This is a genomic window from Caulobacter sp. FG7 (genome assembly GCF_057808875.1).
In genome coordinates, this window is record NZ_JBMDIW010000015.1 from 12714 (window position 1) to 27456 (window position 14743).

General features: G+C 70.8%; 11 protein-coding genes. 6 read left to right on the forward strand and 5 right to left on the reverse strand.

All coding sequences use genetic code 11. The features are described 5' to 3' along the window. Positions 1-38 precede the first annotated feature (38 nt). Positions 39-839, forward strand: coding sequence for an SDR family NAD(P)-dependent oxidoreductase (locus tag ACODR1_RS13730; protein WP_488880941.1), 801 nt, complete (start codon positions 39-41; stop codon positions 837-839). A gap of 134 nt (positions 840-973) precedes the next feature. On the opposite strand, the gene ACODR1_RS13735 is transcribed toward ACODR1_RS13730, so the two are convergent. Continuing rightward, complete coding sequence (locus ACODR1_RS13735) at positions 974-1672, reverse strand: MarC family protein (protein WP_110122205.1); 699 nt, start codon at positions 1670-1672, stop codon at positions 974-976. Between the two features lie 88 nt (positions 1673-1760). Between ACODR1_RS13735 and pyrF the strand changes: the two genes are divergently transcribed. Continuing rightward, on the forward strand, positions 1761-2450 hold the full coding sequence (gene pyrF, locus ACODR1_RS13740; protein WP_488880942.1) for an orotidine-5'-phosphate decarboxylase: 690 nt from the start codon (positions 1761-1763) through the stop codon (positions 2448-2450). 150 nt (positions 2451-2600) lie between these two features. Here the strand turns inward: pyrF and ald are convergent, their stop codons facing one another. Beyond that, a complete protein-coding gene (ald, locus tag ACODR1_RS13745; RefSeq protein WP_488880943.1) occupies positions 2601-3725 on the reverse strand; it encodes an alanine dehydrogenase in 1125 nt (374 codons plus the stop codon). 120 nt (positions 3726-3845) lie between these two features. On the opposite strand from ald, the gene ACODR1_RS13750 reads away from it, so the two are divergent. From ACODR1_RS13750 to pbpC, 4 genes are all read left to right on the forward strand, one after another. Then, complete coding sequence (locus tag ACODR1_RS13750; RefSeq protein WP_101720643.1) at positions 3846-4319, forward strand: Lrp/AsnC family transcriptional regulator; 474 nt, start codon at positions 3846-3848, stop codon at positions 4317-4319. Positions 4320-4389: 70 nt separating this feature from the next. Further along, on the forward strand, positions 4390-5250 hold the full coding sequence (locus ACODR1_RS13755; protein WP_488880944.1) for a carbonic anhydrase: 861 nt from the start codon (positions 4390-4392) through the stop codon (positions 5248-5250). Positions 5251-5372: 122 nt separating this feature from the next. Then, positions 5373-10403, forward strand: coding sequence for an alpha-2-macroglobulin family protein (locus ACODR1_RS13760; protein ID WP_488880945.1), 5031 nt, complete (start codon positions 5373-5375; stop codon positions 10401-10403). 124 nt (positions 10404-10527) lie between these two features. Continuing rightward, entirely contained in the window at positions 10528-12585 is a 2058-nt protein-coding gene (pbpC, locus tag ACODR1_RS13765; RefSeq protein WP_488881043.1) for a penicillin-binding protein 1C, read from the forward strand. A 151-nt stretch (positions 12586-12736) separates the two neighbouring features. Here pbpC and ACODR1_RS13770 read toward each other — a convergent pair whose 3' ends face one another. The 3 genes from ACODR1_RS13770 to maiA form a co-directional block, all read right to left on the reverse strand. Beyond that, positions 12737-13354: a DedA family protein gene (locus ACODR1_RS13770; RefSeq protein ID WP_488880946.1), complete on the reverse strand. Its 618-nt coding sequence runs from the start codon at positions 13352-13354 to the stop codon at positions 12737-12739. Positions 13355-13449: 95 nt separating this feature from the next. Beyond that, on the reverse strand, positions 13450-14091 hold the full coding sequence (locus ACODR1_RS13775; RefSeq protein ID WP_058348553.1) for a carbonic anhydrase: 642 nt from the start codon (positions 14089-14091) through the stop codon (positions 13450-13452). Then, entirely contained in the window at positions 14084-14728 is a 645-nt protein-coding gene (maiA, locus tag ACODR1_RS13780; protein ID WP_488880947.1) for a maleylacetoacetate isomerase, read from the reverse strand. The genes ACODR1_RS13775 and maiA overlap by 8 nt, the downstream gene beginning before the upstream one ends. Positions 14729-14743 lie beyond the last annotated feature (15 nt).

Consider the following 14743-nt stretch of genomic DNA (forward strand, 5'->3'; position numbering starts at 1 on the left):
GACTCCTGTGACGCTTTGCTTGCAGGACCTTCGACCACATGGCCCGCCGCCTCGCCCTGATCACCGGCGCCTCCGCCGGCATCGGGGCCGCCTTCGCCCGCATCTACGCCAGCCACGGCTACGACGTGGCCCTGACCGCCCGCCGGCTCGACCGGCTGGAGTCCCTGGCGGCCGAAATCCGGATGCGCTTCGGGGTCGAGGCCTATGCGATCGCCGCCGACCTGGCCGATCCCGGCGGCGTCGACGCGGTGCTGGCGGCGATCGCCGCCGAGGGCCGCGAGATCGACGCCCTCGTCAACAACGCCGGCTACGGCCTGCCCGGAACCTTTGACAAGACCAGCTGGGCCGACCAGTCGGCCTTCCTGCAGGTGATGCTGACCTCGGTCTGCGAGATGACCCACAAGGTGCTGCCGGGCATGGTCGAGCGCCGGTTCGGACGCATCGTCAACGTCGCCTCGCTGGCGGGCCTGGCCCCCGGTTCGGCGGGCCACACCCTATATGCAGCGACCAAGAGCTTCCTGGTGAAGTTCTCCCAGAGCCTGCACCTGGAGAACCTGGCCAACGGCGTGCACGCCAGCGCCCTCTGCCCCGGCTTCACCCTGTCGGAATTCCACGACGTCAACGGCACCCGCGCCCAGGTCAGCCAGAGCCTGCCGTCCTGGATGTGGCTGGGCGCCGACGAGGTCGCCGCCGCCGGCTACGAGGCCGCCGAGGCCAACCGCCCGGTCTGCGTCACCGGCGCGCCCAACAAGGCCATCGCCGTGCTGGCCAAGATCATTCCCGACGAATGGGCCCTGGCCCTGATCGCCAGCCAGGGCGGCAAGTTCCGGAAAGTTTGAGCCACCAAGCTCCTCCCCCGCTTCGCGAGGGAGGAGGCGCGGCGCTATCAGCGCCATGACGGAGGGGGCGAGGGACGAAGCGCCGAGCCCAGTCACGCCCCCGCCACCGTTTCACGGGGGAGGAACTATCAGCCCTACTTCTCCGCCGCGTACGGCGCCTTCGCATCCGCCCGGATCAGCCCACGCGTCGCGTCGCCCACGCCGATCAGCACGAACTGCACGGCCAGGGCGCAGAGGATCAGGCCCAGAACCCGCACGACGATGCTCATGCCGATGCGGCCCAGCACCTTGCTGATCACAGGCGCGGCCCAGAAGGTGGCGACCAGCACCACAGACACCGCCGCGATGACGCCCACGCCGAGCGCCATGCCGGCCAGACCCAGGTGTTTGGCCTCGCTGGCGTAGATGATCACGGTCGAGATCGCGCCCGGACCGATCAGCAGCGGCATGGCGAAGGGCACGATCAGCCGCTCGAACCGCTTCTTGGCGTAGACCCGCGCAGACAGCACCTCGGTCTCGCCCTCGGCGGCGTCGGCGAACATGGTGGTGAAGTCGTCGCGCACCATGTCCAGGCCGAGGATGAACAGGATGATGCCGCCGGCGATGCGGAAGGCCGGCATCGAGATGCCGAAGAACTCCAGCAGGGAAACCCCGGTGAAGTAGAAGAACACCAGGAACGCCAGCACGAAGAGGCCGATATAGACGGCCACCATCCGCCGGCCGGCCGAGGCCGCGCCGAGGGTGGCGGCGGCGAACAGCGGCACGTTGCCGATCGGGTCGATCAGCGCAAACAGCGCGACGAAGAAGTTGACGGCGAGTTCGGCCTGGCTCATTCGACGTCCTCAACCTTCATGACTGTGCGGGAAACGTCGCTCTCTCTAGAGCGATGCGGCCTCGCGCGCCAACACCCGGAGCTCGACCATGACCGCTGATCCGCGCCTGATCATCCCGCTGGACCTGCCCACGGTCGCCGACGCCCGGAAAATGGTCGAGCGTATCGACGACGCCGCCTCGTTCTACAAGATCGGCCTGGAGCTGCTGGCCACCGACGGCATGGCCTTCGCCGGCGACCTCAAGAAGGCCGGCAAGCAGGTGTTCCTCGATTGGAAGCTGCACGACATCGGCGCCACGGTGGAACGCTCGGCCCGGGTGCTGGCCGGGGCCGGTTGCGACCTCTTGACCGTCCATGCCGAGCCGCAGGTGATGCAGGCGGCGGTGAAGGCCAAGGCCGGCTCGGACCTGAAGATCCTGGCCGTCACCGTGCTGACCAGCCTGACCGACGCCGATCTGATCGAGATGGGCTACGCCTTCAGCGCCCGCGCCCTGGTCGAGCGCCGTATCCGCCAGGCCATCGAGTGCGGGGTCGACGGCATCGTCTCGTCGCCGCACGAGGCCGCCCTGGCCCGCGAGATCGGCGGTCCGGACTTCCTGGTGGTGACGCCGGGCGTGCGCCCTTTCTGGGCCGCCAAGAACGACCAGGCCCGCGCCGCGACCCCGGCCGACGCGCTGAAGGCCGGCGCCAGCCACCTGGTCTGCGGCCGCCCGATCACCGCCGCCAACGATCCGCGCGAAGCGGCGCAGAAGGTGATCGAGGAGATGGCGGGGTTGTAAGGCCCTGGGCGAAACCTCGCCCCCATCGGGTCGCGCCGCTGGCGCGGCCCGCCCGAGGGCATGCTTCGACAAGCTCAGGGTGAGGTTTCTACTCAACGGCCTTTGAATTGATCCTCACCCTGAGCCTGTCGAAGGGCGAGGATCACTCACTTACAGCTTCGAACCGCCCCAGACGCCGAACGGATCGACGAAGTCCTTGACCAGGGCCTGGGCCACGGCCGGATGGGTCAGCTTGCCGCCCAGCACGTTGAGGCCGCGCGCCAGGTGGACGTTGTCCTCCAGCGCGTCGAGGCCCTTGTCGGCCAGGGCCAGACCGAACGGCAGGGTGGCGTTGCCCAGGGCCTCGGACGAGGTGCGCGGGGCCGCGCCCGGCATGTTGGCCACGCAGTAGTGGACGACGCCGTCGACCGTGTAGGTCGGCTCGGCGTGGGTGGTCGGGTGGCTGGTCTCGAAGCAGCCGCCCTGGTCGATCGACACGTCGACCAGCACCGAGCCCGGCTTCATCCGCGACAGATGCTCGCGGCGCACCAGCTTCGGGGCGGCGGCGCCGGCGGTCAGCACCGCGCCGATGACGACGTCGGCCTTGAGGATCTCTTCTTCCACCGCGTCCAGCGTCGAATAGCGGGTCAGGATGCGGCCCTGATAGAGGTCGTCCAGTTCGCGCATGCGCGGGATCGAGCGTTCCAGCACCACGACCTCGGCGCCGAGGCCGGCGGCCATGCGGGCGGCGTTGGAGCCGACCACGCCGCCGCCCAGCACGACCACGCGGGCCGGCGGCACGCCGGGCACGCCGCAGAGCAGCAGGCCCATGCCGCCATTGTGCTTGAGCAGGGTCTCGGCCGCCGAGAACACGGCGATGCGGCCGGCCACTTCCGACATCGGCGCCAGCAGCGGCAGGCCGCCCTTCGCGTCCGTGACGGTCTCGTAGGCGATAGCCGCGCAGCCGCTCTTCAGCAGGCCTTCGGTCTGGGCCGGATCGGGCGCCAGGTGCAGGTAGGTGAAGAGGATGTGGCGCTGCGTCAGGCGTTCCCACTCGACCTTCTGCGGTTCCTTGACCTTGACGATCATCTCGGCGCCCGAGAACACCGCGTCGGCGTCGGGGGCGATGCTCGCGCCGGCCTTGACGTAGGCCTCGTCGGCATAGCCGGCGCCCAGGCCCGCGCCCTGCTGCACCAGCACCTGGTGGCCGTGGGCGACATATTCCCGGACGGCGGTGGGGGTCAGGCCGACCCGGTGTTCGCCCGGTTTGATCTCGGAGGGGACGCCAACGCGCATGATGTTTCCTCGCTTTTTAGCTTTAACGCTGGTGTACGCCTCTACGTTCGCATGTTTCTTGGTTCTTTCGTCCTTCAAAGAACGTGGTATGCAGGAATCCTGCGCAAACGGAGCCATTCGGTGAAGAAATCCCCGGTCACGCTTGATGTGTTCGACCGAAAGATCCTCCGCCTGCTGCAGCGCGAGGGTCGGGCCAGCTACGTGGACATGGCCAAGGCGGCCAACCTGTCGGAGTCGGCCTGCCTGCGCCGGGTGCGGGCTTTGGAGGACGCCGGGGTCATCGGCCGCTACGCCGCGGTGATCGACGAGCGGGCCGTGGGCCTGCCGCTCAGCGTCTTCGTCACCGTCACCCTGTCGTCCCAGGCCGAAGGCGCCCTGACCGCTTTCGAGAAGGCCGTGGCCAATGTGCGCGAGGTGGCCGAGTGCTACCTGATGACCGGCGGCTCGGACTACCTGCTGCGGCTGGTGGTGGCCGATGTCGACGACCTGGAGCGCGTCCACAGCCAGGAACTGACCCGGATCCCCGGCGTGGTGCGGGTCAGCTCGTCGATCGCCATGCGCACCGTGGTCAAACGCGTCGAATTGCCGCTCTGAACCCGGCTTGGGTTCCGGTTAACCCCCAGCCCCTAGGGTCGCGGCGCTGTTATCGTTTCCGGGGGCGACCATGGTTTCTCGACGCATCCTGCTGGGCGGCCTGGCCGCCGGCCTCGCTGCGCCCGTCCTGGCTAATGCCGAGGGCTACCAGGCGACCGGGACACCGCCGGTCTGGAAGCCCAAGGCCCGCCGCACCGCCAAGGCCCTGGCGACCCAGCCCGGCGACAAGGCCGCCCTCGACAAGGCGCTGAAGACGGTCAAGCCGCTGGAGGGCGCGCAGCCCGAGGACCCGACCGCCGTCTCGGGCGTGCAGGTGCAGCCGGCCAAGCCCGTTCCCAGCATCAGCCCCGACGAGGCCCTGGGCCGCCTGAAGCAGGGCAACGCCGCCTTCGCCCGCGGCGGCGCCAGCCTCGTCTCGCCATCGGTCGCCCGCATCGGCGAGCTGGCCGCGGCCGAGCGGCCGTTCGCCGTGGTCGTCGCCTGCAGCGACAGCCGCGTGGCCCCCGAGCTGCTGTTCAACTGCAATCTGGGCGACCTCTTCGTGCTGCGCGCGGCCGGCCCGTCCGTCGGCCCCGAAGCGCTGGGCGCCATCGTCTACGCCGTCGATACGCTGGGCGCCTCGCTGGTCGTCGTGCTGGGCCACACCAAGTGCGGCGTGGTCGGGGCGGCCGTCGACGCCGCCACCCGCAAGAGCCGCCCCACCGGCGTTTTCGAGGCCATGCTGGCGCCGATCCTGCCGGCGGTGTTCGACGCCCAGGGCGAGAAGGCCGCCGACCTGCACGACGCGGCCGCCCGCCGCAACGCCCGCAACATCGCCGCGCGCCTCAAGGTCGCCGACGGTATCCTGGCCGAGCGGATCGCCCAGGGCCGCCTGAAGATCGTGCCGGCCGCCTACGACCTGACCACCGCCCAGGTCGCCTTCGAAGCTTGACCGGAAGCGGTAACCGGTTGCTTCGCGCGAAACCTTGAGAACCATTATCGCGACGCCGTTGACCCCCGCTCGCGCTTAGGTTCAAGTCCCCCAAATCACTTCGGGTTTGGGAGAGACGACGGATGTCGACGGACGAGACGCCGCAAGGCGACGGCGCGGCCAAAACCTCCGTCTGGACCCGGATCAAGTCACAGTTGAAGACCCCCGCCGTCGCCATCGCGGCGGGCGCGCTGGTCGTCGGCTTCGGCGGCGGCTTCGTGGCCGCCAAGACCGCCGACCTCGGCTGGTTCGGCGGCGGCGCCAAGGCCGCCTCGGGCGCAGCCGCCGTCAAGGGCGAGGCCTGGTCGCTGTTCGGCAAGCCCCGCGACGCCAATGCCCGCCGGCGCGGCGTTCCCAAGCCCGAGGGCTTCGCCGTCTGGCGCACCCGCATCGACAGCTCCGGCGGCGAGGCCATGGCCTGCATCCAGATGAGCCGCGATCTGGACCCGTCCAAGGCCTATGCCGACTTCGTCATGGTCTCGCCCGACCTCGGCCGCACCCCGGCCGTGCGGGTCAAGGGCGACGAGCTGTGCATCGGCGGCGTCGGCTTCACCGACCGCCGCATCACCCTTCTGAAGGGCCTGCCCGCCAAGGGCGGCGAGACCCTCGGCGCCAACGCCGACGTCGACTTCACCTTCGGCGAGAAGCCCCCCTACGTCGGCTTCGCCGGCGACGGGGTGATCCTGCCGCGCGAGGAATCCGACGGCGTCGCCATCGAGACCATGAACGTCCAGAAGCTGGCCGTCGAAGTCTGGCGCGTGTCCGACCGCAACCTGGTGCGCAAGTCGATCAGCGCGCCCGATCCCACCGGCGAGGGCGACTGGGCCGGCGACTACGGCGAGGACAGCGCCGGCGACGAAGGCCGCAGGATCTGGAAGGGCGAAGTTTCCGTCGACGGCGCGGCCGGCGCCAAGGCCACCACGGTCTTCCCGCTCGGCGCGGTGCTCAAGGAGATGAAGCCAGGCGCCTATCTTATCAAGGCGCGCGACGCCTCGGGCGGCCGCGATCCCGACGGCGAGGGCGACACCCCGCCGGCTCAGGCCCGCCGCTGGATCGTGTTCACCGACATGGCGCTGATCGCCTATGACGGCTCCGAGGCGCTGGACGTCGTGGTCCGCTCGCTGAAGACCGCCAAGACCGTCGCCGGCGTGCGCGTGGCCCTGGTCGCCCGCGACGGCGAGCCCCTGGCCGAGGTCAAGAGCGACGCCGACGGCCGCGTCCGCTTCCCCCGCCCCCTGCTGAAGGGCGAAGGCGGCGAGCGCGCCAAGATGGTCATGGCCTATGGCCCCGAGGGCGACCTGTCGGTGCTCGACCTCGACCGCTCGCCCGTGGACCTGTCCAAGCAGGGCGTCGGCGGCCGCACCGAAAGCGAGGGCGGCCGCGCCGTCGGCAGCGACATCGACGGCTGGCTCTATGCCGACCGCGGCATCTATCGTCCCGGCGAGACCGTGCACCTGACGGCGATGATCCGCGACCGCATGGCCAAGGCGGTCAACGACCGCAAGGGCTACATTCTGGTCAAGCGCCCCTCGGGCGTGGAGTTCAAGCGCTGGTGGTTCGGCCAGGCCAACGCCGGCGCCGTGCCGATCGACATCGCCCTGCCCCGCAGCGCCCCACGCGGCCGCTGGACCGCCGAGCTGCACATCGAGGGCATCGAGGCCTCGTCCGGCGCGCTGAGCTTCAGCGTCGAGGACTTCGCGCCCCAGCGGCTGGCGGTCACCGCCACCGGCCAGGAGAGCACGCCGATCCGCATAGGCGAGACCCGACAGATCGCGGTCAACGCCCGCTTCCTCTACGGCGCGCCCGGCTCTGGCCTGCAGACCCAGGGCGAGGCCCGCCTGCGCCGCGACACCGATCCCTTCCCGCAATACAAGGGCTTCGAGTGGGGCGACGCCAAGGAGCCCTTCGACGAGAAGCTGATCGAGCTGGGCACGACCGTCACCGACGGCGAGGGCCGCGCGGTCCTCAATCTCGGCACCAGCGACGTCGGCGACACCGGCCAGCCCCTGGTGGCGGCCGTCACCGCCTCGGTGTTCGAGCCCGGCGGCCGCCCGGTGCGCGAGGGCCTGGAGCTCAAGGTCCGCGGCAAGCCGATCTATTACGGCGTCAAGGTCGAGCAGGGCGACGGCTCGGGCCGCGACGACCCGCCCGTGAGCCTCGAAGTGATCGCCGTCGACGCCGCCGGCAAGAAGATCTCGACCACCGCCAGCTACACCCTGATCAGCGAGAACTGGAACTACGACTGGTTCCAGCAGGACGGCCGCTGGCAGTGGCGGCGCACCAGCCGCGACGCCGTCGTGGCCAAGGGCGCGCTGAACATGTCGGCCGGGGCCAGCGCGCGGATCAACCGCCGCCTGGGCTGGGGCGACTATCGCCTGGTCATCGAAGGCCCCGAAGGGACCAAGACCGTCGCGCGCTTCTCGTCGGGCTGGGGCTCGCCGGCCAAGGACGCCGAGGCCCCCGACTTCGTCCGCGTCTCGGCCGGAACCCGCGCCTACGCCCAGGGCGACACCGTCGAGATCACGCTGAAGGCGCCCTATGCCGGCCAGGCCCAGGTGGCCGTGGCCACCGACCGCCTGATCGACTTCAAGACCCTGTCGGTCGGCGAAAACGGCGCCACCGTGAAGCTGAAGACCAACGCCGCCTGGGGCGGCGGGGCCTATGTGATGGTCACCGTCATCCAGCCGCGCGACCCGGTCGCCTCGCCCAAGCCCAAGCGGGCCCTGGGCCTGGTCTACGTGCCGCTGGAGCCCAAGGGCCGCAAGCTGACGGTGGATATCGCCACCCCCGCCAAGCTCGACTCCAAGGCGCCGGTCGAGATCCCGCTGAAGGTGCAGGGCCTGTCCTTCGGCCAGAAGGCCCGGGTGACGGTGGCGGCAGTGGACGAAGGCGTGCTGCGCCTGACCCGCCAGGAAAGCCCTGATCCGGTGAAGTGGTACTTCGGCAAGCGGGCCCTGACGCTCGACTACCGCGACGACTACGGCCGCCTGCTCGACCCGAACATGGGCGCGCCGGCCAACGTCAACTTCGGCGGCGACGAGCTGGGCGGCGAGGGCCTGACGGTCACGCCGATCAAGACCGTGGCCCTGTGGTCGGGCGTGGTCGAGACCGGCCTCGACGGCAAGGCGACGATCAAGCTGCCGCCCGCCGACTTCAACGGCGAGCTGCGGATCATGGCCGTGGCCTGGACCGACAACGCCGTGGGCTCCGGCTCCAAGGCCATGACCATGCGCCAGCCGGTGGTGGCCGACCTCAACCTGCCGCGCTTCCTGTCGCCCGGCGACAAGCCGACCGCGACGCTGGAACTGCACAATGTCGAGGGCAAGCCCGGCGCCTACACCGCCGAGGCCAATGCGTCCGGCGGACTGAAGGTCGCCTTCAGGAAAGTCATCACCCTGATCCTGGGTCAGCGCGTGGCCGAGAAGATCCCCTTCCTGGCGCCCGACGTCACCGGCATCGGCAAGATCGGCTTCAAGGTCACCGGTCCCGACTTCTCGACGACCAAGGACTATCCGATCCAGACGCGCCTGGGCTGGGGCGACGTGGTGCGCACCACCACCGAACTTCAGGCGCCCGGCGCGACCTACACCCCCAACTACCAGCTGCTGTCGGGCCTGGCGGCCGGCGACGTGACGCTGCAGGTCAGCTACTCGCCGTTCAAGGGCTTCGACCCGTCGGCGATCGCTGTCGCCCTGCAGCGCTACCCGTACGGCTGCACCGAGCAGGTGGTGTCGGCGGCCTATCCGCTGCTCTACGCCCAGAGCGTCTCGACCGATCCCAAGCTCAAGCGCACCCCTGCGGCCCTGGCCGGGGCGGTGGGCCGCCTGCTGGATCGCCAGACCCTCGACGGGGCCTTCGGCCTGTGGCGGGTGGGCGACGGCGAGGCCGACCCCTGGCTGGGCGCCTACGCCACCGACTTCCTGCTGGAAGCCAAGGCCCAGGGCGTGGCGGTGCCCGACGAGGCCCTGGACAAGGCGCTGAACGCCATGCGCCAGGTCAGCCGTCCCGACGGCTGGGCCTCGGTCTCCTACCGGATGGAGTACCCCTCCTGGTGGGGCCGCAACGAGGACGAAAGCCGCAAGGCCACCCAGCGCATGCGCCGCCGGGCCAGCGCCTACGCCCTCTACGTCCTGGCCAAGGCCGGACGCGGGGACCTGGCCCGCCTGCGCTGGTGGCACGACGTGCAGATGAAGGACGAGGACCAGCCGATCGCCAAGGCCCAGGTGGCCGCGGGCCTCGCTTTGATGGGCGACCACGCTCGGGCCCGCTCGGCCATGCGCCAGGCGGTGAACTCGCTGAACTGGCGCGACGAGTACGACTGGTACCAGAGCCCGCTGCGCGACGTCGCCGCCGTCACGGCGCTGGCGGTGCAGGCCGGCCAGACCGATGTGGCCGCTCGCCTGCAAGGCCGCCTGGAGAACGTGGTCAAGGATCCCGACGCCCTGAACACCCAGGAGCAGGCCCAGCTGCTCTACGCCGCCCACCAGCTGATGAAGGCCGCCGGCCCCATCAGCATCGAGGCCCAGAACGTCGTCGCCCTGCCGGCCGCCGGCGGCGCCCCGCGCTGGGCGGTGGGCAAGCTGGCCGACGCCCGCTTTACCAACAAGGGCAAGGGCGCCCTGTGGCGGACGGTCAGCGTGCGCGGCACGCCGATCGCGGCCCCGGTCGCCGAGAGCAACGGCCTGTCGGTGAGCAAGCGCCTGTTCACGATGAGCGGCGGGGCGGTCGATCCCTCGGCCATCCGCCAGGGCGAACGGGTGATCGTGCTGATCCAGGGTCGTTCGATGCAGGCTCGCTCGACCGCCCTGGTGGTCGACGACGCCTTGCCGGCCGGCTTCGAGATCGAGGCTCCGCTCGGCGCCGACGACGCCCAGAACGGACCGTTCCGGTTCTTAGGGGAGCTGTCGACGCCGGACGCCCAGGAAAGCCGCGACGACCGCTACATCGCCGCGATGGACCTGGAGGGCAACAAGCCCTTCGCCATGGCCTACATCGCGCGGGCCGTGACGCCGGGCGAGTTCTTCCTGCCCGGCGCCGTGGCCAAGGACATGTACCGCCCGAGCATCGCCGCCCGGTCGGACGCCGGCCGCACGATCATCGCGGCGGGACAGTGACCGCTGACTACTCCCTTCCCCCTTTGATGGGGGAAGGGCCGGGGATGGGGGTGACAGCGCTTCAAGGTGAAGCGCCGTGACCACTGCCAGCTCCGAAGTCACCCCCACCCCTGGCCCCTCCCCCATCCAGGGGGAGGGGAAAGTCGCTCTGCTGACGCGACTTCTGACGGTCTTCCTCGCCGCCCAGGTCGGCGTGTTCGCCCTCAGCGCCGCCTTCCCGCCGGACATGAGCCGCGCCAAACGGTCCTCGCCGGTGGTGCTGGGCGAGCGCGGGGCGTGGCTGCGCGCCCTGCCGGTGGAGGACGGTCGCTGGCGGGTGCGCGCCGACCTGCAACGCACCGACCCGACCTTTCTCAAGCGCCTCGTCGCCGTCGAGGACGCCCGCTTCCGCTGGCACCTGGGCGTCGATCCCATCGCCGTGGTCCGCGCCACGGGCTCGGCGATCGTGCATGGCCGGGTCAGCAGCGGCGCCTCGACCCTGTCGATGCAGACCGCGCGGCTGCTGGAGCCGCGGCCGCGCAACCTGGGCAGCAAGCTGATCGAGATGGTCCGCGCCGCCCAGTTGGAAAGCCGGCTGAGCAAGGACGAGATCCTCGCCCTCTACCTGACGCTCGCCCCCTACGGCGGCAATCTGGAGGGTGTGCGCGGCGCCAGCCTCTCCTATTTCGGCCATGAGCCCTCCAGCCTGACCGACGGCGAGCAGGCCCTGCTGATCGCCCTGCCCCAGGCGCCCGAAGCCCGCCGCCCCGACCGACGCCCCGAAGCCGCCCGCGAGGCTCGCCGCGCGGTGCTGGACAAGATGGTCCGCGCCGGCGTGCTGACCACCGTCGCCGCCGTCGAGGCCGAGGGCGAGCCGATCCCGCGCCGCGCGCCCTTCCCGGCCATGGCCTGGCACCTGGCCGGCCAGCAGGCCGCCGCCGCGCCCGCCAGCCAGCCCAGCGTGCTGACCACCATCGACCCGGACCTGCAGGCGCGGCTGGAGCCCCTGGCCGCCAGCGTCGCCGCCAGCCAGGGCCCGGAAGCCACCGCCGCCATCATCGTCGTGCGGATCAAGGACCGGGCCGTGCGGGCCCTGGTCGGCTCGGCCGGCCGCGACCGGCCCGGCGGCTGGGTGGACATGACCAGCGCGGTGCGATCGCCCGGCTCGGCCTTGAAGCCATTCGTCTACGCCTTCGCCTTCGACGACGGCATGCTGGCGCCCGACACCCAGATCGACGACGCGCAGACCCGCTTCGCCGACTATCAGCCGGAAAACTTCGACCGCGTGTTCCACGGCAAGGTCACCGCCCGCGAGGCCCTGGCCTATTCGCTGAACGTGCCGGCCGTCGCCACCCTGGAGAAAATCGGTCCCGAGGCCTTCGCCGCCCGCCTCGAAGCCGGCGGCGTCAAGCTGCTGCGTCCCAAGGCCGAGGTGAAGGCCGCCGGCCTGGCCCTGGCTCTGGGCGGCGCGGGGATCACGCTGCGCGATCTCGTCACCCTCTATGCGGGCCTGGGCGACGGCGGGGTGGTCAAGCCGCTGTCCTATACGGTCGACGATGCCAAGGCCCGCGAACACCAGGCCGGAACCCGCATCGCCCGGCCCGAAGCCGTGGGCCAGGTGCTCGACATCCTGCGCGAGGCCCCTGGCCCGCGCGGTCGCGCGCCCTCGGCCCTGACCCGCGGTGGACCGGCCATGGCCTTCAAGACCGGCACATCCTACGGCTTCCGAGACGCGGTGGCGGCCGGGATCGTCGGCGGCCACGCCATCGTCGTCTGGACCGGCCGGGCCGACGGCGGCGCCCGCGGCGGCCTCACCGGACGCGACGCGGCCCTGCCCACCTTGTTCGACGTGGCGGATCTGGTGGGCGCGCCGCCCACCGCCCCGCGCCCGATCGCGCCGAAGTCGGCGCCCGGCGCCCTACAGCAGCTGCGCACGGTCGCCGACGAGGGCCCGCGCCTGATCTTCCCGCCCGACGGGGCGACGGTGCAGGTCGAGGGGCTGGGCAAGGGCTCGCGCGGCCTGGTCCTGGCGGCCGGCGGCGAGAACCTGTCGTGGTACGTGGACGGCAAGCCCCTGGCCGACGATCCGGTCGGCGGCAAGCCGGTCTGGCGTCCTGCGGCGGCGGGCTTCTATCGGCTGCGCGTGGTCGACGACCAGGGCCGGGCGGCCAGCGCCCGGGTGCGCATCAGGGCGCCGGGCTAGGGCGGATCGATATTTAGCGTTAGGGGCGAAAACCTCGTCCTTCGACAAGCTCAGGATGAGGTTTTTCTAGCTCGGGCCCGTAAACCCAGGCCTGTAAATGGCCCTCACCCTGAGCCTGTCGAAGGACGAGGGCCACGCGTGGCCTCCGGCCTCAGACCTTCGACGCCGCGGGCTTGCGGCGTAGGATCATCACGGTGGCGACCAGCAGCAGGCCGCCGACGACCATCGCGGTCAGCCAAACCGGATCGGGCTTCCAGTAGCCCAGGTGGCGCGCGGCCAGATAGCCGGGGGCCAGGACGGTGACCACCCACACCGGCGCGGTGACGGTGTTGGCGGCGTGGAAGGTCCAGTCGCGCATGCGGGTCATGCCCGCGGCCATCGGCACGAACGGCCGCAGCGGTCCCAGATAGCGGGCCACGGCCAGGGCCAGCACGCCGTAGCGGCGGGTGTAGAGGCGAGCGCGAGCCACGGTGCGGCGGTGCTTGGCCAGCACCGGATGGCGTACGGCCCAGGCGCCCATGTGGCGGCCCATCAGGTAAGAGATCGCATCACCCAGGGCCGCCCCGACGCTGCACCAGACGATCACCTCGACCGGATGCAGCGAGCCGGTGGCGATCAGCGCGCCCGCCGTCAGCATCACCGCCATGATCGGGATCAGCACCCCGACCAGCATCAATGCTTCGAGCAGGGTGACGACCGCCAGGATCGCGCACACCAGCAGGCGGTGCTCGACGACGAGGCTGTGCAGGCTCTGGAGAAAGGCGTCCATGCAACCACCGTGGCAGGGGATGGTGACGAACAAGTAAGCACCGAACGCCGATCCGCCAACTGCGACGATCGGGCGCGGCCCTCTTTTCCTGCCTCCTAGATGCCGTCGCCGGCCGTCGGGCCGGCCAGCACGCGGTGATAGTCCTCGATGCTCTCGATGCCGACATTGAGGTCGGTCACCAGGCCGTTGGCCAGCGAATAGACCCAGCCGTGCACGGCCAGGCTCTGGCCGCGGGCCCAGGCGTCCTGCACGAAGACGTCGGAGGCGACGTTGCGCACCTGGCGGATAACGTTCAGCTCGCACAGGCGGTTGAGACGGTCGCGCTCTTCCGGAATGGCGTCCAGCTCGCAGCGGTGCTCGGCGTGGACCTCGCGGATCGGGTGCAGCCAGTGATCGACCAGGCCCCGGCGCTTGCCGTCGATGGCCGCCGCCACGCCGCCGCAGCCGTAGTGGCCCACGACCATGATGTGCTTGACCTTCAGCACGTCGACCGCGAACTGCAGCACGCTGAGGTAGTTGGCGTCCTGCGGCGGGGCCAGGTTGGCGACGTTGCGGTGCACGAACAGCTCGCCCGGATCCAGGCCCACGATCTCGTTGGCGGGCACGCGGCTGTCGCTGCAGCCGATCCACAGGTACTCGGGGCTCTGCTGGTTCTCCAGGCGCTTGAAGAACTCGGCGTCGACCTCGGTCTTGCGCTTGGACCAGTTGGCGTTGTTGGTTTTCAGATCTTCAAGCATCGGCGGCGTCCGGCTGGAGGCTGGGGTGAGCAGCGGCGAAGGCGGGATGGTCGGCGGCGCGGTCGGCGGCCGCCACCAGGGTCGGATAGGGTGAGAGGTCGATGTCGAACCGGCGCGCGCCATAGACCTGCGGCACGATGCAGATGTCGGCCAGGGTCGGCGCGTCGCCATAGGCATAGGTCCCGCCGTGAGCGGCGACGGCGGCCTCGAGGGCGCTGAAGCCCTCGGCCAGCCAGCGGGCCATCCACGCCTTGCGGGCGGCCTCGTCCTGGCCGCGGGCGGCCAGCTCGCCGGTGACCCGCACGTTGTTCAGCGGATGGATGTCGCAGGCCACGACCTGGGCCATGGCCCGCACGCGGGCGCGGCCCAGCGGGTCGGCCGGCAGCAGGGCGGGCGCGGGGTGGGCCTCGTCCAGCCATTCCAGTATGGCCAGGCTCTGGGTCAGCACCACGTCGTCGCCGATGGCGAGCGCGGGGGTCAGCCCCTGCGGGTTGAGGTCGAGATAGGCGCCCTGGCGCTGCTCGCCCTTCAGCAGGTTCACCGGCGCCTGGTCGTAGGCCAGACCCTTCAGATTGAGGCCGATGCGGACGCGATAGGGCGCGGCCGCCCGCCAGTAGCCGAACAGCGTCAGGGTCACGGCCGCGCGCTCCCT